Consider the following 19,207-nt stretch of genomic DNA (forward strand, 5'->3'; position numbering starts at 1 on the left):
CCCGCGGAGCGGGACCCCTAGCGCTGCGCGCTAGGCAGGGACGGCCCCCGCTTCGCCGGGGGCAAGTGACGGAGCGTCACCGCCCCCGCTGCGCGGGGGCGTTCCGGTCCGGCTGCGCCGGACCGGAACCGGGTTCCGCTGCGCTCCACCCGGAGGGCCGGGCGCGTGCCGCGCCCGGGGCCCGCTGCGCGGGCAGCCGGCTGCGCTCAACCGGCCCCGGCGGCTCAACCCGGTGCATCACCTGCGGTGCTGTATAGAATCCCGGATTCGAGCACACCCCCTCCGCTGCGCTCCGGGGGCGAAGCCGGCAGTGGGGGGCGAGTGGCGGCACAGGCCCAGCGGACCCCGCTGCCGAGACGAGCAGACCGAAGCGCTCGCGGGAACACAGCTGCTGAGCGTGCATCAATCCACGACCCAGGATCAACCCTGGAATGGATGCGCGACGCGACTCCGCGCTTCATCGAAATGCGGGTCATCAACAACAACAACAACGCAGTCCCCCACCAGCTGAGCCTTTACTTCCGCGTGGAGAATCTCTACCTGGAGGGATTCACCACAAACGGCCGCAATTATCGCTTCACGGATCCCAACCAAGACCTGGTGACCGAATTCCAGAACTATTACGGAGCTCCGGGCGGCTACCTGTGGCAGACCCTTCCGTACAACGGGGGATACGTCGATCTGGGGGCAACCGCAGCCGTCCGCGGAGCAGCTGAGTGGCACTCCTACAACGTCACCTCGTACATCGATTCGATGATCGCCACGAGGGACGGCAATGTCTGGGACGCGACGCGCAGGCGAGCAATGGCCAATATCATCGCTGCCACTTCGGAAGCGGCCCGGATAGACTGGATCCGACTCCGCATTACGATGGTCATCCGACATGGCGCTCATGATGACGGCCAGGGCAGGCAGACCACCCTGGGCGGGTTCGGGGTGGCCCTGGAAAACAACTGGGGGCGACTTTCCCATCTCGCCGCCCGCGAACTCAATGGCACACTCCGACCTCAAGATGCAGTGAACATCGGCGGTACATGGTACGAAAACCTTCACCATTTCCGAAATGCCGATCACAACAGGCAGCAGCTCGCCCCTTTCATGATCCTGTATGGTGCCGTCGGCTGATCACCTTCGCGGCCACCAGTAACAAAATTCCCGGCGACACAACCTTCTGAGGACACCACCACTGGTCCGGGAACGCCTTGATGGGTCGGGTTTCTGGAGATCGGGAGCCCGGCCCATCAGCGTTATGGGATTCAATTCGGGAAGCGTTACTCCGTGATGGCCCTGACAGGAGACAGCGAAAGCGCAGAAGCCGGCGGGGCGCGGCCAGGGGCCGGGTTCGGCCATCCGTGCCGCGGTGGCCGCGGGTGGCGGGCGAGGGGGCCCGGCCCCGTGTGAATGCGGCAAGAATATGGGCATGAGCACGTCACCGGCGAACCAGCCGTACCAGCCGTACCCGCCCCACCAGGGCCCGCCGTGGCAGCCGTACGGCGGCCTGCCGCCCCACGCCCCCCGGCCGCGGCGCGTGCCGCACCCCGCCGGCCAGACGCGGCGGCTCCTCGCCACCACGCTGGACCTCGCCCTCGCCATCAGCGTCCCCTACGTCCTGGCCGGCGGTGAGGAAGGCCGCCCGCTCACGGCCCTCGCCGTGCTCGCCGCCGCCTCCTTCTTCAACCAGGTGATCCTGACCGCCCTGTTCGGGGCCAGCACGGGCAAACTCCTCACCGGAATCCGCGTGATCCGCGCCGCCGACGGGCGGCGCCCCGGCTTCTGGCACGCCGCGTACCGATGGCTGTGCGGCCTGTGCTGGCTGCCCCTCCAGCCGTACTACGGCCTGCGGGCCTTCTTCCGCGGCCTGGGTGGCGGCGGGCCCGCCCGTGGAACCGTCACCGACAACGACGACGGCGAGCTCTACCACGCCGACCTCGCCGGACTGCGGTACGCCCGCCGCGCCGACCTCGCGGCCTGACCCCTCAACGGGGCCGGACCGCCGTCAGAGACGGCTCGCCCGGCGCCGGACGAACGGCGCAGCGCGGCGCGGCGCGGCGGCAGTCGTGGTCCGCGCCTGCCTCGCAGCCGGCCTTGTCCGACGCGACGCCATCACCGGAATGCCACTCCGGAAACGGTCCGACCGCGGCCCCGCCGCGGCGCGCCCCGGTACCTGTTCCAGGCCGTTGGCATGGTGGCGTGCCCGTTCACGGGCCACGAGGGCGGCGCGGGAACCGGCAGCCACGGCTGACCTCCGCCACCTGGCCGCGATTGCCCCGGCCGGGCCGCCGCGGATGGTGCCAGGCGAGGACGGGCGGTCAGGTGGTGCGGATGCACCGCAGGTGTGGCGGGGCGGTCGGTCCTGCGACCGCGTCGGGAGCCGACCCGTCCAGCCGAGTGCAGCGGAGCGGACCGGGTACCGCGAGGAGGAGGGTGTGGGGCCCCGACATCCAGGGGCCTGGCACTGGCGCCGACCGCCAGGCCCAATGGAAGCAAGGCCTCGGGAGGGGGCGCATCGGATCGGCCGGGCGTGTGCACCGGCTGCTTACCCCTCCAGGAGACACCCATGACCCGTACCAACCTCACCCAGCGTCTCGCCCTCCCCGGTGCCTGCAGAGCCCTCGCCGCCGGCGGAGCGGTCCTCCCCTCCACCGCCTCGGCCCGCGCCCGCCACGCCGCAGACAGCGGCCGTCCAGACGACCAGGGGGATTCGGAGGGGCGCCAGATCGACAACAAGACGACCACGAGCACCACGTACAAGGAGGTCAAGACCACCCTGAATGACGGGCGGGTCATGGTCACCACCACCAAGACGGCAACCAAGACCACCAAGAACCATCAGGGCAAGGTCCTCAAGAAGGTCGTAACGACCACGAAGTACGTCGAGTTCCAACCCGCCCCCCAACCACTGCTGAGGGGGATCGGACGTCGCGATCACCGATCAGCTCGTAATCAGGGAGCTTCCCGGCCTCGTACGCGGCCGGAAGGCTCCCGGACGGGACAAAACACGTTTTCCCGGCGGGCTGATCCGGGATCCGGATCCGGGCCGCCTCGGCGGACCACACGGACAGCCTTCCGGTGCGCTCCGGGCAGTGGAGGCGGCGCCGATGTTGCGTCGGGAACGGATTCCGCTCAGCGGCCTTGAAAGGTCCGGCAGGGTTACCGCCTTGCCCCAGGTGATGGCGGAAGACGAGGGCGAGTGCGTGTTGAGACCATCGCCCATGCGGAACGGACCGTGGTGCCCGCCCGTGATCTCGCTGAGGGATGTGTCGAGCTTCTCGTGGCGCCATGCCCGGCTCCTGGCTTCCTCCCACGCCGGATGTGCAGTCTTGGGGACCTGGCACGCGTGCAGGAAGCCCCGGAACTGGGCCGCACTGTGCGGTACTGGCTGCCTGGCACGATGCGGTGGGCCGTCCTTCGCGGCAGCACGCCGTACCCGCCGGCTCGCTACCCCCTGCTGGAGGCCGACCACGGCGACGGCAGCCGCTGGGGGCCCTGCTGACCGCCCGTGAGACTAGGCGTACCCGGCCTCACGGTCTGGCTGGGCAGCCCCCGGTTCGAACGCCCGTACCGGACGGCTCGTCTGCGAGGACGGGCTGATCCTCACCACACCCGTCGACGTCGGCGACTTCCCCGCGATCGGCCGACGTACCTACGCTCTCGCCTGGAACGCCGGGGAGCACCGGCTCGCGGGCTACCGGGAAATGGACGTCGACGGCCGCACCATCTCCCGGTTCGAGGTCCACGGTGCCAGACAGCCGGCTCCCTGAGACGCTTTTTCCATTGGCGCTTCGCTCCTCGTGCCGAGCATGCCTTCTCAGGGGTGGGGGACGGGTTCCGCGCTGCGGCGCAGGGCGCGGGAGGCCAGGGCGTGGAGGAAGCGGACGTAGGGCGACCAGCGGGCGGGGCGGGAGACGGTGCCGGTGCAGGCGAGTTCGGCGCGGTCGAAGGCGTCCTCCATGCAGGCGTCGTGCATGGGGCGGAAGACCAGCGGCCAGGTGATCCGGGCCTGGCCGCGGGGGGACATGGTCAGGGTGTGGTGCAGGCGGGTGTGGTCCGGGCCGGCGGGCAGGACGGCCAGTTCGTGGAAGCCGTGGAAACCGCTGGGGCCGGTGAACTCGAAGCGGATCCACTGCCCCGGCACGTATCCGGCCACGGTATAGCGGACCGGTCCGTGACCACCCGCGACGCCGGGGCCCAGCGGGCGGTCGAACTCCATCGGCGACCAGTGGCGGCCGGGCCAGAGCCGGTCGTCTTCCCCGCCGGCCAGCGTGTCGATGAGTGCGCCCACCTCGTAGGCTTTTGCGGCCAGCAGGCGCTCGTGGACGTTGTAGACACCCATGCTCTCTCCTCCAGACGGTATTGGAGACATGCCTCTAATAAATTGGAGGGTACTCTCTGTTTCATGGCGAGACCACCCCGCTTCGACACAGAGCAGCTCCTCGACGCCGCCGTCCGCCTCGCCGCGAGCGGCGGACCGGCCAGTGTGACGATGTCGGCGGTCGCCCAGGCCGTCGGGGCGCCAAGCGGATCCGTCTACCACCGCTTCAGCGGCCGCCCCGCCCTGCTCGCCGAGGTGTGGCTGCGCACGGTAGAGCGCTTCCAGGAGAGCTACACGGCTGTGCTGCGCAGCCACGACGACCCACCTCTCGCGGCGCGCGCGGCATCCCGGCACGTGATCGCCTGGAGCCGCCACCACCCCGAGGAGGCCGCCCTGCTCCTCTACGGCGCCGCCGACTTCGACCGCGCCCACTGGTCGCCGGAGCACACCGCACGCGCCGACGCCGGCAACCGCCGGACATTCACCGCCGTCCACGACCTCGGCGAGGCCCTCGGCGCCAACGGCGAACAGGCACGCGAGCGCATCACGCTCGCCCTGATCGACCTCCCGCTGTCCATCGTCCGCCGCCATCTCCGCGCGGGCGCGGAACTCCCCCCGCACGCAGAAGACCTCGCCGAGCAGTGCACCGCAGCCCTCCTTCCCCCAGGCACCGCTCCGGCGACCCCCGCGACCGGCAAACCGCCAGCCCGCGACAGCGGCCCGGAAGAACAGCACAGGGGTGACCGGGACCCCGTCTGAAAACTGCGTGCCGGAGCACGCCTGCCCAGAGGCCGCCACCGGCTCCCGCTCCGGTGCCACGAGAGGCCACACCAGCACGCGAGCCGTGGCCTCCCGCCCTCGCCACCACGCCCGGGACAACGGCAGGACGGCCTCGAAGGCCCATCCGCCGCTGCCGACCGCGGACCGGCCGCGCTCCTCATCTGCGGTCGGCCAGGAAGCCGGGATCGCCTCGCGCGCGCAGGGGGCCGGCCGGTCTTGGAAGACCGCGCTGACGACGGCGGCGGCTCGCTCGTCATTGCCGTCCAGGCCGTTCCACAGGGCGTGTCCGACCCCGGGCATGAACTGCGTGCGCTGACGGCCGGATGACGGGCGATGACCGCGGTCGCCCACTGGCGCAACCGGGAGGAGCGCGTCCTGACGAAGCAACCGGGTCAGCAGATCCAGGCGGGGTGGGCGTGGAAGGGGTGGGCTCCCAGCGCCCGGGCAGGGGGCATTCCACTGGTCGTTGCACCACGTGGTGCAGGTACGTCCCACCCCGGACGGGGAGAGGCCACGGGCAGGCCTACAGCGTCCCCAAACCGCCCCGTCGTGGAACCCGCGGATCGTGCGCTGCGTGAAGATCATTAAGAGTGTGGGGGTTCGGCCGCTGTCGGCCTGGCACACGCCTGTTGTTGCGTTCTGAAGGGGGAACTGTGCTCGTCTGGATAAATGGCGCGTTCGGCAGCGGGAAGACCACACTCGTGGAGGAGTTGCGGTCACGCTGGCCGGATGCACTGGTGTTCGACCCTGAGATGATCGGTTTCGTGCTTCGGCGGATCGTGGACGTGCCGACCGGAAACTTCCAAGACCTGACGCTGTGGCGCCGCCAAGTGGCCACCATGGCAATTGGTCTTGTCGAGGAGTACCGACAGCCGGTGCTGGTGCCCATGACCCTGATCGACCCGGCACACGTCGACGAAATCTTCAGTGCCCTCAGGGAGTCGGGCGTGGAAGTGCTCCACTTCTTCCTGAAGGTTCCCCCGGAGGTTCTGGTCGAGCGCATCGACGGGCGGAGCTTCACGCCAGACGATCCTTCTCGGGACGAGCAGGTCCGCGCATGGTGCAAAGCACAGATCCCGGCATGCCTGGCGACTGCCGCCACACTCTCGCAGGACACCATCTTTTTGGATGGTGAACTGCCCTCGCACAAGCTGGCTGATGCCGTGCTCGAGCGAGCGAACAAGGTACCGGACCCGTAACGCTGCCGCCCGATGACCGCGGGGGTAGGGGCCAGATGAGCCTCCGTCATCAGGCGAGAGGACCACGTGGACACGGAGCGGCCGGCCTCGGACGGTGGGCGGGCACATGCTGACGGAAGCCGCTACGCCTGGGCCGAGCCGCCCATCCAGGAGATGGTGTCGGCCATCACCGATGTCGCCAGCGCGCTGTCCACCCGCCGTCGAGAGGCCGCCGATTACACCGGCGCGCTCTGGGCCGCGCATCGGGGCTCCTCGCCGCCGAGGACAACGAGCTTCTGCACCGGCAGGTGTTCCTGGCCCACCACGCGGCCGGAGACGCGGACGCCCCCCGTGCAGCTGCCGAGCTGGCTTTATTCACGGGTTGTGGTTCTGGCACGACTTCCGTGAAGCGGTCACGACTAGTGATCAGAGGGAGTTTCGAGTGCTTGGAGGATCTGTCGCACTTCCTGGCGCCACTGGTCGGCGTCGGCGCTGTCCACCCAGCCGGTTGCCATTTCAGATCCGTCCTGGAGAACCCGATGCAGTGCGAGTCTCGCCGACGCCCGAAGGGAGGCCGGGAGTGCGGGCAGCGGTTGCCTGGGGCCGTCATCGGGGTCAATCACGATGGGGCTGTCCGGGAGGGTGCTGGCGACGAGGGCGCCAGCGGCAATGGCTTCGGCCCCGTCTCCGCCATCGACGCGTTCTCCCGAGTCGGTGACTCGGTGGAATGCCCGCTCCAGCACGTCAATGACCTGCTGGTTGGTGAGCCCCTCAAGTCCATCGACGAAGTCTGCGGCGAGGTCGCTGTCGAACGGGCCGGTTCCCCACGTTCCCATGCATGGCTCCTGATATGGCTGTCTCGGACGAAGACATGGTTCCAGGAGCCACTGACATCGGTCACGGTGCGAGGAGAACCCGCTTGCGGAGCAGTGCGAAGCCGGCGCGACCGAACATCTGTCGCTTGAGCATCTTGATCCGGTTGACGTGTCCTTCGACGATGCCGGAGTTCCAGGGCAGGGTCAGGCCGGCGATGACTGCGTTGCGGTCTCGGTCGATGCCAGCCGCGAGAGTGTGGAGGCTGGGAAGGTCGTCCTGGCGGACGGCGTCGAGCCACTGCGGAAGTCGTTCCCCCTGCCGCTCGGTGAGCATGTGGGCGAAGGACCGGACGTGACCGGTCAGGGCGTCGAGTTCAGGGCAGTTGGCCAGGACGGCCTTGAGCCGGAGCTGCTCGATCTCGGTCAGCGTCTCGGGTCGGCTGAGGATCCATCTCGTCACCACGCGGGGTGCCGGCGGTTGCGCGGTGACCGGCCGTGGCGAGGTGCGCTTCTCTCGCAGGTAGGCGCTGACCCGGCCGTAGCTGCCCCGATAGCCCAAGGGAACGATCTCCTCCCAGAGCTTCCAGGCGTTGGTGCAGCCCTCGTCCCAACGTTCGTCCAGGTAGGGCTTGTACTCGTCGAGAACGGAGGTCCTGTTGTGCTGCCACTGGCCGCGAAAGAGGTCTTCCGGCTTCGCAGCGTCGGCGAGGCTTTTGACGGTGCGGTGGGTCATCTGGAGCTGACGCCCGATGGAACGGCGGCTGTGGCCGGCTTCCAGCAGCGCGTGGACCGTGGCGTGCCTGGCTCGGACACGGTTGGCGAACCGCTCGCTCCGCCATGGAGAGTCCGCCTTCTCCCCTGGCGGCGCCGGTTCGTCGGCCTTCCCCTCGCGATCGGGGACCAGGACGCGAAGGCAATGGCGGTGGCGGGCGACAGCCCGCTCAGCGGCCTCCCCGAGGTTGTGCCACAGATGCCAGCGGTCGGCGACCTGCGTCGCCTGGGGTGCCCCGGCTGTGGCACCTTCCGCGAAGAACGGCGCACGGTCCCGGCAGACGATCTCGATCCCTGGTCGCTTCTCCAGCCATGCGGCCAGGCTGGACGCCTCCCGGTCAGGCAGCAGATCCACCGGCCGACGGGTTTCGACGTCGACGAGCACCGTGCCGTAGACCCGTCCTTTGCGTGTGGCGTACTCATCAACACCAACCACCCGCGGGGCCGGGACTTCGGGTTCGGGCAATGCATCGAGCAGCCGCAACACCGCGCTGCGGCTGATGGACACCCCGAAGGCCCGTGCCATCCGGGCGCCAGCCCGGCCGGCGAGGGCGAGACCTACCGCGGCGAGAGTCGACCGCAACCGCTCCGTCCACCTGCTGTGCCGCCGGGTCAGTCCCGGCATCTGCTCAGCGAACGTCCGCCGAGCACACGAAGACTCCGGACACCGAACTCGAAGTTGTAGAACCACCAGACGTCCCCCACTCGGCACGTCCGCAGGAAACCGCAGGTAAGAGCTGTGCACCCGGGACGACTCGCTCCCACAGTCCGGGCATGCCGCCCCGGCCGCCGTACTGCAAACGTCGACGCGTATCGCCTCGTGACTCACGTCTAACGACAGCACGGACACGTCCGCGATGGACGGTAACAGCAGGCCCTCCAGACGGGGCGACATCTCTTCCACGACGCCGCACTGTCGACCACACCAAGATCGGCCCTGGTCATTTTCAGGCAACTTCCCCGAGCCTGACTGGAGCGTCAGCCGTCACTCAGTGTGCGCGCATCACGGAAAGCGAGCCAGAACCGAATCTCATCAGCATTCCCGGCACCAGGGGCAAACGACTGCTCCTGTAACTCGTCTACGAACGCTCTCCGTTCCCGGCTGACAGTGGCACCTCCTTGCCACCGAGGGCCTGATGCCGCCGCCCATCCGCGAGCTTCTCCAGGACCTCATCAGCCGGAACGTGCACCGATCGACGAGCAGCACATCGGAGCCCGACCTGGTGGTGCTGGGCACCACCGTCGGGGACGAGGACTCCGTCCGGGCCTTCAGGGCCGCGCTGGAGGATCGGTGGTCGGCTTTGGGAATGGGCACAGTTCGCCGGGTCCCGGCGAGCCTGGTGTTGGTGCCCGGGTATACGCCGACGCGCTGCGCTGGGACGGGGAGACTTGTAACCGAAGGCCCTGGGCAAGCCGCCATCGCGGAGGGCAGGATCCTAGGACGCCGAGAGAGGTCAAAGTGGCTGTCGTAGTGGTGCCGCACGAATTGGATGCGGTGGTCGATCACAGGCTTTTCGGCCTGGTCAACGAGGAAGGGCAGCAGGGTGCGGTCGGTGACTTCGGGCGCGGGCGGCGGTCGCGGGGAACGCGACGATACTGTATGGGCAGACGCCGGAGGATGTGCTCGATACGCGGCTGCGGCTCCCGCCAGACGTGGGCATCGGCTTTGTTGCCCGGCGCCGGCCGGGCGGAGGCCACGACCAGGCGACTGTCGGCATCAATGATGACCTGCACGTTCGCCGAGAACCGGTAGTTCCTCGACGAGGCGCCGACCGTGCGATCGCGGACAGGGATCAAGGTGCCGTCCACGATCCACAGCCGGTCCACGTCAGCGACCGGCCGCGGGGCCGGCTCCAGTGCCAGCATCGGACGCAGGCGCTGGATGACCCGGCAGACGGTCGCCGAAGAGATCCCGAAGAGCGGGGCAAGCTGCCGCATCGTGAGGTTGGTACGGTAGTAACGGCTACCAGTAACACCCGATCAGCCAGCGGCAGGCACCACGGCCGGCCGCCGCCGGGCCCGTTCCCACCCCGTTCACGGACCACCTTCACCAGATTCAAACCTGTCCATGCGCAAGCCCGTGAACGTCTCGACCCACAACGACTCAGCCCGCAACGCCCCACCCATACAGGCAAAATGCCCAGCACTGAGCCTTCTGCAACACCCTTTGGTCTCGGGCGTTCTCCTCCTCAGGGCGCGCTGCGACGGTTCGGGAATCAGTCTCCGGACGCTGTCGGCGGGTGTGCGCACTCCTGCATGATCCGGGCATGGACAAAGCTCAAGACCTCGACGTGCTCGCCCTGGCGACCGCGGAGCGGCTCGCCCGACGGCACGTCGGCGTCGCCGTCGCCGTCGTAGCCGGCGGACAGGTCGCGCATGCGGCGGCGGGAACCACCGGAGGGGCCGACGGCGGGACACCGAGCGCCGACACGCTCTTCGAGATCGGCTCGGTGACGAAGACGTTCACCGCGCTGTGTCTGGCGCGGATGGCGGTCGCCGGCACGGTGGAGCTCGACGAGCCGCTGGCCCGGCTCCTGCCCGAGGGCGCGGCCGTACCCTCGCGGGGCGGACAGGAGATCACCCTGCGGCACCTGTCCACCCACACCTCCGGTCTGCCCCGGCTGCCCAAGGGCATGATGCTGCGGGCCCTGCTGCGCCCCCGCACCCCCGATCCGTACGCAGGCTGCACCGCGGACGTACTGCTGTCCGGGCTGGCCCGCACCCGCCTCCGCTCCACCCCGGGCCGACGGGTGCGCTACTCCAACCTCGGTGCCGGCCTCCTCGGGCTGGCCCTCGCCCGCCGCGCGGGCACCACCTACGAGCAGCTGGTCACCACCCAGGTGTGCGCCCCGCTCGGCATGTCCGCGACCGGGGTGGCGGGTGACGCCAGCCGACCCGGCCGACTCGCCCAGGGCCACGACAGCAGGCGCCGCCCCACCCGGCCGTGGCACTTGGCTGATCTGGCCGGGGCGGGAGGCCTGCGGTCGTCCGCGACCGACCTCGTGGCCTACGTACGCGCCCAGTTGGACTGCGGCGGTACCGAGCTGGCGGAGGCGGTCCGCCTCACCCGGCAGGTCGAGCACCGCGACAACCGCTTCTCCTGGATGCACCTCGGCTGGCGGGCCCACCGCCTGCACCCCCGGCAGGGTGCCCACCTGCAGATCTGGCACAACGGCGGAACCGGAGGCTTCGCGTCCTTCGTCGGGTTCGATCCCGAGACCGGCACGGCCGCGATCGTCCTGAGCAACACCCAGCGCCCCGTGGACGCCCCAGCCTTCGACCTGCTGCGGACCCTCCAGGACCAGGCCACCTCCCGCGACGCCCGCCCGGGCACAGTCTGACGCCTCGTCCGAGGCCGGGGAAGCGCCGCCATCAACGGTGATGGCCGCCGCACCCCCGCCCGCCCACTGGACGTGCTCAAGCAGGCGAACACCGCTAACGACGAGGGACGCGATCGGGTTGGCCGTGGCGGTGGGGTTCATCGCGCGCAGCAGACCGCCGATGTCCTCCGGGACATCGTCCCGTTGAGGGCCGCGGCGCCCGCGGACAGCGCAGCGTCCCTGGGTGTGGCAGTCGGCGGACCGGGGTTCTCGTAGACGGCGGCGAGCTCGGGCGGGGGCCAGGCGTGTCCGCCGGCGGGGGCGAGACGGGCGATGCCGTCGTCGATCCGCCGGGCCCGGGCCGGGACCAAGGTCACGGTCAGGCCGGTGTCGGCGTTGTGCCCGGCGAGGTCGTCGAGCCGTTGTTCCGGGTCGGTGTCCGGTTCGTCGTCGCCGGGGATGGTGAGGGTGTCCACCGCCGCAGTGAATGCCGCCCGGACCGTCTGCTTCGGGTACCGGGAGACCCTCGTCGAACAGGAGCAGCGCAAGGTCGGTCGCGTCGGCGGGGAGCACCGTCATCCGCAGGGTCCCGCGAGGGGCCCGGCAGACCGAGCGGCGGGGCGACCGCTACGGCGTCGGCGGGGTGTAGACGCCACCACCCAGGACGGCGTGGTGCGGCCACTGGGCCTCGTACCGCTGGCGGGGCTCGCGGAACGTCATCGCGGGCGCTGCCATCACCAGCCGCTCGTCCACGTAGCCGCGCAGCTTCTGCAGACGAGTTGTGGGAGTTGTTCCGCAGGGTGGTGCCGGAGACGGTGGTGATCCGCCCGCAAGGAGGTGGCCTTCGACGGGCCGGCGATCGTGAGTATCTGGCCGCGATCGTGTTCGTGGCAACGTCGGGGTGCACGTGGCGGCAGGTGCCGCCGTTGTTCGGGCCGGCCTGGCCGACGGTCTACCGGAGGTTCGCCCGCTGGAGCAAGGACAGGGTCCGGGCCCGTCTGCACCGGGTCATCCTCGATGCACTCGGCGCCCGGGGAGAGTTGGCCTGGTCGCGTTTCGCCATCGACTCGGTGAGTGTCCGGGCCCTCAAAGGGGGCTCCTGACCGGACCGAATCCGACCGATCGCGGCAAGAACGGATCGAAGATCCACCTCGTCACCGACCGGTCCGGTCTGCCGGTCGCGGTCGCCGTCTCCTCGGCCAACACCCAGGACAGTCTCGCTCTGCAGCCGCTCGTCGCGTCGATACCGCCGGTCCGCAGCCGTCGCGGTCCCCGCCGCAGGCGACCCGGCAAGCTCCACGGAGACAAAGGCTACGACTACCCTCACCTGCGGCGATGGCTCCGCGGTCGGGGCATCGCGCCCCGGATCGCCCGTCGGGGGATCGGCACATCACAGCGACTGGGGCGTCATCGATGGGTCGTGGAACGGACCATGTCCTGGCTGGCCGGCTGCCGTCGGCTCCACCGCCGCTACGAGCGCAAGCCCGAGCACTTCCTCGCCTTCACAGCCATCGGCCTCATCAACTACCGGCGGCTCACCAAGTGAAACGAGGCCCAAAGGGGGGCTCGATCCGGTGAGCCCGTCGATCACGCCCTCGGACACTCGCGCGGCGGGCTGAGCGCCAAGGTCCACCTGGCTGCGGATGGCGGGGCGCGACCTCTCGCATTCGCTGTCACCGCAGATCAGGCTAGTGACGCGTCTGCCTTCGAGAGCGCGGTGTCCCGCCTGCGCGTCGGCCACACCCTGCAGCGGGGCCGCCAACGCGGCCGTCCGCGCGGCTTCGACCGCGAGGTCTACAAGCAGCGGAACACCGTCGAGCGGTGCATCGACCTGCTCAAGCAGTGGCGCGGCAGGGCCATACGAACCGACAAGCTCGCCGGCGTCTACCAGGCCGCACTCAACCTCGCCGGCATCCTCATCTGGACCCGACGCTGACCAAAGAGCCAGAACCCAGGCCGATCCGCTGAAGACCCTCGCCCTTCGGGAACTTCTCTGGGGAACCGGGCGTCTGACCAGTGGGGAAGTGATCACTGGGTGTACGGGGGGTAGCGACTGTGGCAGTCACACTGGCCGAGGAGATCATGCTGCTGTCCCTGGACGACGAGTCCGGATCGGCAAAGCAGCGGCAAGCCGCCGGGTGGGCGGTGGCGGGCGGGATCCTGCTCGAACTGGTGTTGGCCGGGAGGGTTTCGGTCGTAGGTAAGCACTTCGAGCTGGTGGACACGACTCCGACCGGAGACTCGCTGCTCGACAGTCGGACGGCGCTGATCGAGACCTGGATGCGGGGTCGCGGCAAGCGCCGGATGACGGAGTGGCTGACGAAGGACCAGCCCAAGGCCGTCGCTGCGGCTCTCGAAAGCCTGTGCAAGCGTGGGGTGGTCGTGGAGGAGAAACACAGGGCACTGGGCTTGTTCCCGATGCGCCGCTACCCCGAGGCCGACGGCGCGGTGGAACGGGAACTGCGTGAGCGGCTCCGGGCCGTGGTACTGGACGGCGCCGAGCCGGACACGCGGACAGCTGGCCTCATCGCGCTGATCCACTCGGCCAAGTTGCACCGTCTGTCCTTCCCCGACGGCCACCGCAAGCAGGTTGCCTCGCGGATGGAGGAGGTCGCTACAGGGCAATGGGCGGCCGAGAGCGTCCGCGCCGCCATCCGCGACATGCAGGCGGCGATGGTCGCAGTCACGGTGATCACAGTCGCCGCGGCCGGCAGCTAGGTGTATTGACCACGAGTGTCGTCGACAGGGCCCGGGGCTTGATCATGACGAAGCCCCCCGGTGTGGTGGACGTGTCTAGGCTGCACCGCACACGGAAGTCTTCGTGTCCCACCGTAATGCCCGGCTGACCGTTCACGGCAGGCGGATCCTGGTCCAACGCGTCCTCGCAGGATGTCCGGTCGCGCACGTGGCGGCCGAGATGGGCATATCCTGCCCGACCGCACACACGTGGATCAGCCGCTGGCGGGCCGGGGGCGAGGCTGGCCTGCACGACCGTCCCAGCAGGCCGGTCACGACACCCCACCGCACCCCGGCCGGACTCGAGGCACGGGTCTGCCGCCTGCGGACCGACCGCAAGCTTCACCCCGCCGGCATCGGACCGATCCTCGGCCTGCCAGCCTCGACGGTCCGGACGATGTGGTCGCGGTCGCCAGGACGTAGGCGGCGTCAAGGCGACCGGCGGGGGCGGGGCGCCGAGGAGGGGCAGCAGTGCGGGCGCATCTGCGGTGATCGCGGCCCGGGCGGCGGCCACCAGCCGGGCGGGTAGGCGGTTGTTTCGTAGCCGTAGTCGTCGTCTCCGCCGGGGGCGTGACCTTCGGGATCTGCACGGTGAAGGAGGAGTTCATCGCGGGAGGCCGCGCCGAAATACCGGGCGCGCGGAAGGCTGTGGCGCTACACATATGGTCGCAGTGTGCGCTGCTGAACAGCGTCGGGTGCGGAGTCGATAGCTCGTCGCGCCCGTGGCGCACTACTGGCCGCCCTTCGGAACAAGCCAGCGCAGCTACAGCGGATAGTCGTTGCGCCAGGGGGAATCCAGTTCGTCAGGGTTGATGCCAAGGTTGGCGACGGCTTCGTCGACTTCTTCGATCGTCGGGAACGTGCCCACGTTGCGCCGCGAGATGGATTCCTGGCCGAAGCACACGCTGTCATCCGCCAGGTGTTCGGGAATCTCCACCGTGAAAACCATGAACCCGCCGTCCACGGGATACACGGCAACCCAGGCGACTCGCCCCGGCTCGTGCGCCGCAATACGGGCCGTGATGCCTGCCTTTGTCATGGTAAGGCGATTTGCCGCCTGCATCCGCATTCACTGCCCCTCTCCCCGGAATATTCGGATGATTTCGCCACCACACGGAGATTTCGGAAAAGTGTGGACTTGGAGGTGGGGGAGGTCCCCGTCCCATTATCCGCACCATGCCAAGAACCCGGCCGCCCTCTCCGAGCTTATCGCCCCAATGATACGCGCCAGCCTTGTCGCCGAAATACCGGCGTTCCCCTTCCGCGTCGAACCCTTCGGCATTTCGGTAGCCGTCGCCGATGAGTTTCCCGAGCAAGATCCTCTCCGCCTCGGCCCGCAATTTCACGTATTACTCGTACTGTGTGGCCGCCCACATCGCTGACGTGAGCGGCACCCGAGGCCGGGCGGGGCGCAGGGAGTTCCACGGATTCTTCGGGACGCCACTGCACCCAAGTGCTGTCCCGCGAATCACGTGACGCTGAGGGTCAAGCTGTGTCCGGGTCGGCGCCGATGGCCCCGGCCGAGCGAAGCGAACGCCCGAGGTCTCCGGTGAGGATGCGGGGGTGTCGCCGCCACCACCACAGGTCGGGACCGGGAAGTCCGTGGAACTGGTCGAGTGCCATGCCGTCGTCGTCGACGGTGGCGGCCTTGTACTGGTCGTCCAGAGCTTTTATCTGCGGGGTCCAGAGCTGGACGATGTGGTCGTCCAGCAGGAGCCACGCCTCGTGCAGCCAGTTTCGGCAGTAGAGGTCGTTGGTGTACTCGTAGATGTCGTCGCCGTAGCCGCGCTCGACGGCGCTCACCAGCGCGGCCCATGCGTTCACCATTTCAGCGACCCTGAATGCCGTCCGCCAGCCGCGCTGGTGCAACAGCTCTCCCACCTCGGTTTCAGTAGCCACGGGCGTGAGGCTCTCATGCCGAATCCGCCCGGGCGACTGAGATGTCTCCAGCCAGAGAGAGGCGGGCCCCGCAGCGAGATCCTCCTGGACAGCCCCGTTCACCGGGCTGCCCGCGACAGTTCGGCAGGCGCGTGACGGTTCACGGGGGTGGGGACGCGGTCCGCAGGGGCCGGCCGTGGAGCCTTCCGCTGGAGGCCCGGGCTCTGCTGGTCACGGCGTACTGGCGCACGAAGCCGCGGCGCGGTCTGCCGGGTCACCGAGCGCCGGCAGGGACGGAACCGCGTCCGCCGTCCAGGTCGAGGGTGGCGACCGCGCCCCCCTCCGGAGCGTTCGCGAAGGCCAGCCTGGCGCCGAGGACCTTCGCCTGCCCAAGCGCGATGGTCAGCCCGAGCCCGTGCCCCCGCCCTCGCTCGGGGGTTCCCGTCCGAAAGCGTTGCGGGCCTTCCGTGAGCAGCGCAGCGGGATAGCCGGGCCCTTGGTCCCGTACGAGGATCCGCGCGCCCGTGGCGGTGGCCTCCACGGCGACTCGGACGGGGTCGGCTCCGTGCCGGTGTGCGTTGGTGACGAGGTTGACCACGATCCGTTCCACCCGGCGCGGGTCGGTCTCCACGATCGGGGTGGCACGGATCGCCACGGCGGTCGGCGTCCCGGTGCGGCGGACGATGTCGGTGACCAGTTCGGCCAGCGGCACCGCGTCGGTCCGGGCTTGTTCGGCTCCGGCGTCGAGCCGGGAGATTTCCAGGAGGTCCTCGACCAGCCCGTTCAGGGCCCGGGCACGGTCCCGGACGAGTTCGGCCGCCTCGTCGCCCTCCGGGAGGAGGCCGGCTGCGGTGGACAGCCCCATCAGCGGGGTGCGCAGTTCGTGTGCGACGTCCGCGGTGAAGCGGCGCTCGCCCTCCAGCTTGTGCTGCAGGGCCGCAGCCATCTCGTCCACGGCCGCCGACATCTCGGTGATCTCGTCCCGGGCCCGGCCGCCCGGTCCGATCCGGGCGCCGAGGTCGCCGTCGGCGATGGCCCGGGCCGTGCGGGATCCCCGGCGCAGCCTGCGGTTCATCGGTTCGGTGGCGAGGGCGGCGAGCGGTACGACGACCAGGAGGGCGGCGAACACGGCTTTGACGATGCTGCGGTCCAGGAGTTGGAGGCCGCGTACCTCGGAGCTCATGTCCGTCCGGGCGACGAGTACCCGGCCGCCGTCGACGGGCATGGCCGCCCACATCCAGTACCAGTTGGGGGGTTTGCGGTCGTTCCAGGTCGCGTACAGAGCGGCCGGATCCTTGGTGGCCAGCGCCCGGGCGAGCGGTGCGTCGAGCTGCTCGGGAGTGAGGACTTCGACTTCGAGCGGCGCGCTGCCCGTGCGGGTGTACTCGCGCTCCGCGGCTGCCAGGCGCGCGGAGAGGCGTTCGTTGCCTGTGTGTTCACTTCGTTCGGCCATCGCCTGGTGGACGAGGACGCCGATCACGGCGGCCACGGCGCAGCAGGCGGCCGCGGTCAGGGCGGCTATCTTCCAGCGCAGGGCGCGCGGGTTGAGGAGTGGCATGGGTGGGGACGGCCCCTCAGTCGCGGACGAGTTTGTAGCCGAAGCCCCGGACGGTCTCGATCCGCTCGGCTCCGATCTTCTTGCGCAGTCTCAGCACGCACAGGTCCACGACGCGGGTGTCGCCCTCCCAGCCGTAGTCCCACACGTCCCGCAGGAGGCGGCGGCGGTCGAGTACGGCGCCGGGGGCTGCCGCGAACTCCAGCAGCAGCCGCAGCTCGGTGGGGGTCAGCGCAACGGGCTGTCCGCCCCGGTGTACCTCCAGGCCGAGGGTGTTCACGGACAGGTCCCCGAAGACCAGCTCCGCAGGTGGTATCCCGGTGTCCGCGGAGGCGGCTGCGGGGTTGGTCGGTGCGGCCCCGCGCGCCGGAGTCGTCTCCGGTTGGGCGGGCCGGAAGGTGGCACGGCGCAGCAGCGTCCGGATGCGGGCGACGAGGACGGGGGTGTCGACGGGTTTGACGACGTAATCATCGGCACCCGCCTCCAGCCCTGAGACCACGTCGAGGGCGTCTCCGCGCGCGGACATCATCAGGACCGGGACCAGGCTCTGCTCGCGGATCCGGCGGCACAGCCCGATGCCGTCGAGTTCGGGCAGCATCACGTCCAGGATCAGCAGGTCGTGGCTGCCGGCCCGGAACGCCTCCAGGCCGTCGAGTCCGTTCACGGCCACCGCGACCCGATAGCCGTACCGTTCGAGGGACAGCTGTACGGCGCGGCGGATGGTGGCGTCGTCCTCGACGACGAGGACGCTGACGGGGTCCGGGACCCGGGGTGCCGACACGCCACCTACCTGCTCAGAAACGGACATTTGCATAGTCCATCCTAGTCAGTGGGGCCTGCGGTGCGGTCACAGCCGGAGGGAGGCCGCGACGGGGAGGTGGTCGCTGCCGGTAGCGGGCAGGGTCCACGAGGAGGTCGCGCTCATCCCCTTCACCAGGATCTGGTCGATGCGGACCACGGGGAACGGAGCGGGCCAGGTGAAACCGAAACCGGCGCCCGCCTCGCGCTGTGCGGAGGTCAGCTGGGAGGTCACCGGTCGCAAGGCCGTGTCATCGGCCGTCCCGTTGAAGTCACCCATCACGACGACCCGGGCCAGCGGCTCCGCCCGCACGGCCGCGGCCAGCTTCCGGGCGGCGTCGTTGCGGCGGTCGGCGGTGAATCCGGCGTCCGGGGTCAGGCGTACCGAAGCGAGGTGGGCGGCGAAGACCGCGACAGGGCCGTGGGGGGTCTCGACGGTGGCCCGTACGGCACGCGTCCACGGCATGATCGGCACCGCTTCCACGCCGTTCAGCGGGTGCTTGCTCCACAGTCTGACGCCGAGGGTGTCGGAGCGGTACGGATAGCCGGCGGCGAGCTCGCGCTCGTAGGCGGGCGTGGCTTTCGAGGAGATCTCCTCCAGGGCCAGCACGTCCGCACCCGATGCGGCGAGCGCTCGCGCGGTCCGCGCCGGATCGGGATTCTCCTCGTCCACGTTGTGGCTGACCACCGTGAAGTTCCCGCTGCCGGGCCGCTCGGATCGCCTGTCGGTGAGGGTCTCTCCGAAAAGGCAGCCCCAGACGGTCAGGGGGGCCAGGACGGCGACGGCGGCGAGCCGGGAGCGGCGTACCGCCGCCGCCACGAGGAGGACGGGGACGGTCAGGCCGACCCAGGGCAGGAAGGTCTGGAACAGGCTGCCGAAGTTGGCGGCCCCGTTCGGGATTCTGGTGTGCAGGGCCATCATCAGCGCCGCACACACCGCGGCGGCGGCGATCAGTGATCCGCGGCCACGGCCGGTGGGCAGGGGTACGCGGCGGCGGTTGGCGGACGGCGGCGGAGGCGGAGGCGGGGCGGGCTGCTCCGCTTTCCTGCTGGCCTGGGAACGG

Annotated in this window: 17 protein-coding genes and 4 pseudogenes; 10 read left to right on the forward strand and 11 right to left on the reverse strand. The window is 69.8% G+C overall.

What is annotated here, in order from left to right; translation table 11 throughout:
- Nucleotides 1-435: 435 nt before the first annotated feature.
- Entirely contained in the window at nt 436-1,125 is a 690-nt protein-coding gene (locus IE170_RS07545) for a ribosome-inactivating family protein (RefSeq protein ID WP_189808518.1), read from the forward strand.
- Nucleotides 1,126-1,420: 295 nt separating this feature from the next.
- Nucleotides 1,421-1,972 (forward strand): RDD family protein, encoded by a 552-nt coding sequence (locus tag IE170_RS07550; RefSeq protein ID WP_189808519.1) that lies wholly within the window; start codon nt 1,421-1,423, stop codon nt 1,970-1,972.
- A 1,836-nt stretch (nt 1,973-3,808) separates the two neighbouring features.
- On the opposite strand, the gene IE170_RS07555 is transcribed toward IE170_RS07550, so the two are convergent.
- Nucleotides 3,809-4,333: an SRPBCC family protein gene (locus tag IE170_RS07555; RefSeq protein ID WP_189808520.1), complete on the reverse strand. Its 525-nt coding sequence runs from the start codon at nt 4,331-4,333 to the stop codon at nt 3,809-3,811.
- Nucleotides 4,334-4,396: 63 nt separating this feature from the next.
- On the opposite strand from IE170_RS07555, the gene IE170_RS07560 reads away from it, so the two are divergent.
- Both IE170_RS07560 and IE170_RS07565 read left to right on the forward strand, forming a co-directional pair.
- Entirely contained in the window at nt 4,397-5,071 is a 675-nt protein-coding gene (locus IE170_RS07560; protein ID WP_189808521.1) for a TetR/AcrR family transcriptional regulator, read from the forward strand.
- A 674-nt stretch (nt 5,072-5,745) separates the two neighbouring features.
- A complete protein-coding gene (locus tag IE170_RS07565; RefSeq protein ID WP_189808522.1) occupies nt 5,746-6,291 on the forward strand; it encodes an AAA family ATPase in 546 nt (181 codons plus the stop codon).
- Nucleotides 6,292-6,689: 398 nt separating this feature from the next.
- Here the strand turns inward: IE170_RS07565 and IE170_RS07570 are convergent, their stop codons facing one another.
- The 3 genes and pseudogenes from IE170_RS07570 to IE170_RS07580 form a co-directional block, all read right to left on the reverse strand.
- A complete protein-coding gene (locus IE170_RS07570; protein WP_189808523.1) occupies nt 6,690-7,106 on the reverse strand; it encodes a DUF4259 domain-containing protein in 417 nt (138 codons plus the stop codon).
- 61 nt (nt 7,107-7,167) lie between these two features.
- Nucleotides 7,168-8,751 (reverse strand): ISL3 family transposase, encoded by a 1,584-nt coding sequence (locus IE170_RS07575; protein WP_223855681.1) that lies wholly within the window; start codon nt 8,749-8,751, stop codon nt 7,168-7,170.
- 749 nt (nt 8,752-9,500) lie between these two features.
- Nucleotides 9,501-9,983: pseudogene (locus tag IE170_RS07580) on the reverse strand (transposase family protein); the annotation flags it as partial.
- Nucleotides 9,984-10,123: 140 nt separating this feature from the next.
- On the opposite strand from IE170_RS07580, the gene IE170_RS07585 reads away from it, so the two are divergent.
- On the forward strand, nt 10,124-11,197 hold the full coding sequence (locus tag IE170_RS07585) for a serine hydrolase domain-containing protein (protein ID WP_189808525.1): 1,074 nt from the start codon (nt 10,124-10,126) through the stop codon (nt 11,195-11,197).
- Between the two features lie 137 nt (nt 11,198-11,334).
- Here IE170_RS07585 and IE170_RS07590 read toward each other — a convergent pair whose 3' ends face one another.
- Both IE170_RS07590 and IE170_RS33145 read right to left on the reverse strand, forming a co-directional pair.
- A complete protein-coding gene (locus IE170_RS07590; protein WP_189808788.1) occupies nt 11,335-11,652 on the reverse strand; it encodes a hypothetical protein in 318 nt (105 codons plus the stop codon).
- A gap of 151 nt (nt 11,653-11,803) precedes the next feature.
- Nucleotides 11,804-11,929, reverse strand: coding sequence for a hypothetical protein (locus IE170_RS33145; RefSeq protein ID WP_263406954.1), 126 nt, complete (start codon nt 11,927-11,929; stop codon nt 11,804-11,806).
- Here IE170_RS33145 and IE170_RS07595 point away from each other — a divergent pair.
- From IE170_RS07595 to IE170_RS07610, 4 genes and pseudogenes are all read left to right on the forward strand, one after another.
- A protein-coding gene (locus IE170_RS07595; protein ID WP_223855682.1) for an IS5 family transposase occupies nt 11,905-12,722 on the forward strand; the annotation gives its coding sequence in 2 pieces (ribosomal slippage) (nt 11,905-12,267 and nt 12,270-12,722; 816 coding nt in all). The two genes, IE170_RS33145 and IE170_RS07595, sit on opposite strands and share 25 nt — an antisense overlap.
- 30 nt (nt 12,723-12,752) lie before the next feature.
- Nucleotides 12,753-13,112 (forward strand): annotated as a pseudogene (locus IE170_RS07600) (transposase family protein); the annotation flags it as partial.
- A gap of 119 nt (nt 13,113-13,231) precedes the next feature.
- On the forward strand, nt 13,232-13,894 hold the full coding sequence (locus tag IE170_RS07605) for a GOLPH3/VPS74 family protein (protein ID WP_189808526.1): 663 nt from the start codon (nt 13,232-13,234) through the stop codon (nt 13,892-13,894).
- 103 nt (nt 13,895-13,997) lie between these two features.
- Nucleotides 13,998-14,354 (forward strand): annotated as a pseudogene (locus IE170_RS07610) (helix-turn-helix domain-containing protein); the annotation flags it as partial.
- Between the two features lie 321 nt (nt 14,355-14,675).
- Here IE170_RS07610 and IE170_RS07615 read toward each other — a convergent pair.
- The gene (locus IE170_RS07615) at nt 14,676-14,981 is read right to left on the reverse strand and encodes a hypothetical protein (RefSeq protein ID WP_189808527.1); all 306 of its coding nucleotides are present in this window, start codon (nt 14,979-14,981) and stop codon (nt 14,676-14,678) included.
- Nucleotides 14,982-15,397: 416 nt separating this feature from the next.
- Nucleotides 15,398-15,811, reverse strand: coding sequence for a hypothetical protein (locus IE170_RS07620; protein ID WP_189808528.1), 414 nt, complete (start codon nt 15,809-15,811; stop codon nt 15,398-15,400).
- A 106-nt stretch (nt 15,812-15,917) separates the two neighbouring features.
- On the opposite strand from IE170_RS07620, the pseudogene IE170_RS07625 reads away from it, so the two are divergent.
- Nucleotides 15,918-16,041 (forward strand): annotated as a pseudogene (locus IE170_RS07625) (IS5/IS1182 family transposase); the annotation flags it as partial.
- Nucleotides 16,042-16,064: 23 nt separating this feature from the next.
- On the opposite strand, the gene IE170_RS07630 reads toward IE170_RS07625, so the two are convergent.
- From IE170_RS07630 to IE170_RS07640, 3 genes are read right to left on the reverse strand one after another with little or no spacing between them, the layout of a single operon-like run.
- Nucleotides 16,065-17,348, reverse strand: a complete 1,284-nt coding sequence (locus IE170_RS07630) for a sensor histidine kinase (protein ID WP_189808529.1) — start codon at nt 17,346-17,348, stop codon at nt 16,065-16,067.
- Nucleotides 17,349-17,364: 16 nt separating this feature from the next.
- On the reverse strand, nt 17,365-18,153 hold the full coding sequence (gene cseB, locus IE170_RS07635) for a two-component system response regulator CseB (RefSeq protein ID WP_189808530.1): 789 nt from the start codon (nt 18,151-18,153) through the stop codon (nt 17,365-17,367).
- Between the two features lie 39 nt (nt 18,154-18,192).
- Nucleotides 18,193-19,125: an endonuclease/exonuclease/phosphatase family protein gene (locus IE170_RS07640; protein WP_223855684.1), complete on the reverse strand. Its 933-nt coding sequence runs from the start codon at nt 19,123-19,125 to the stop codon at nt 18,193-18,195.
- Nucleotides 19,126-19,207 lie beyond the last annotated feature (82 nt).

This window comes from Streptomyces toxytricini (genome assembly GCF_014649915.1).
Lineage (GTDB): Bacteria > Actinomycetota > Actinomycetes > Streptomycetales > Streptomycetaceae > Streptomyces > Streptomyces toxytricini.

Bases quoted from the DNA above. Each gene is read 5' to 3' on its own strand.
- IE170_RS07555 (WP_189808520.1), bottom strand. From the start codon at position 4,333: ATGGGTGTCTACAACGTCCACGAGCGCCTGCTGGCCGCAAAAGCCTAC.
- IE170_RS07570 (WP_189808523.1), bottom strand. From the start codon at position 7,106: ATGGGAACGTGGGGAACCGGCCCGTTCGACAGCGACCTCGCCGCAGAC.
- IE170_RS07575 (WP_223855681.1), bottom strand. From the start codon at position 8,751: ATGTCGCCCCGTCTGGAGGGCCTGCTGTTACCGTCCATCGCGGACGTG.
- IE170_RS07560 (WP_189808521.1), top strand. From the start codon at position 4,397: ATGGCGAGACCACCCCGCTTCGACACAGAGCAGCTCCTCGACGCCGCC.
- IE170_RS07615 (WP_189808527.1), bottom strand. From the start codon at position 14,981: ATGCGGATGCAGGCGGCAAATCGCCTTACCATGACAAAGGCAGGCATC.
- cseB (WP_189808530.1), bottom strand. From the start codon at position 18,153: ATGTCCGTTTCTGAGCAGGTAGGTGGCGTGTCGGCACCCCGGGTCCCG.
- IE170_RS07545 (WP_189808518.1), top strand. From the start codon at position 436: ATGCGCGACGCGACTCCGCGCTTCATCGAAATGCGGGTCATCAACAAC.
- IE170_RS07550 (WP_189808519.1), top strand. From the start codon at position 1,421: ATGAGCACGTCACCGGCGAACCAGCCGTACCAGCCGTACCCGCCCCAC.
- IE170_RS07585 (WP_189808525.1), top strand. From the start codon at position 10,124: ATGGACAAAGCTCAAGACCTCGACGTGCTCGCCCTGGCGACCGCGGAG.
- IE170_RS07630 (WP_189808529.1), bottom strand. From the start codon at position 17,348: ATGCCACTCCTCAACCCGCGCGCCCTGCGCTGGAAGATAGCCGCCCTG.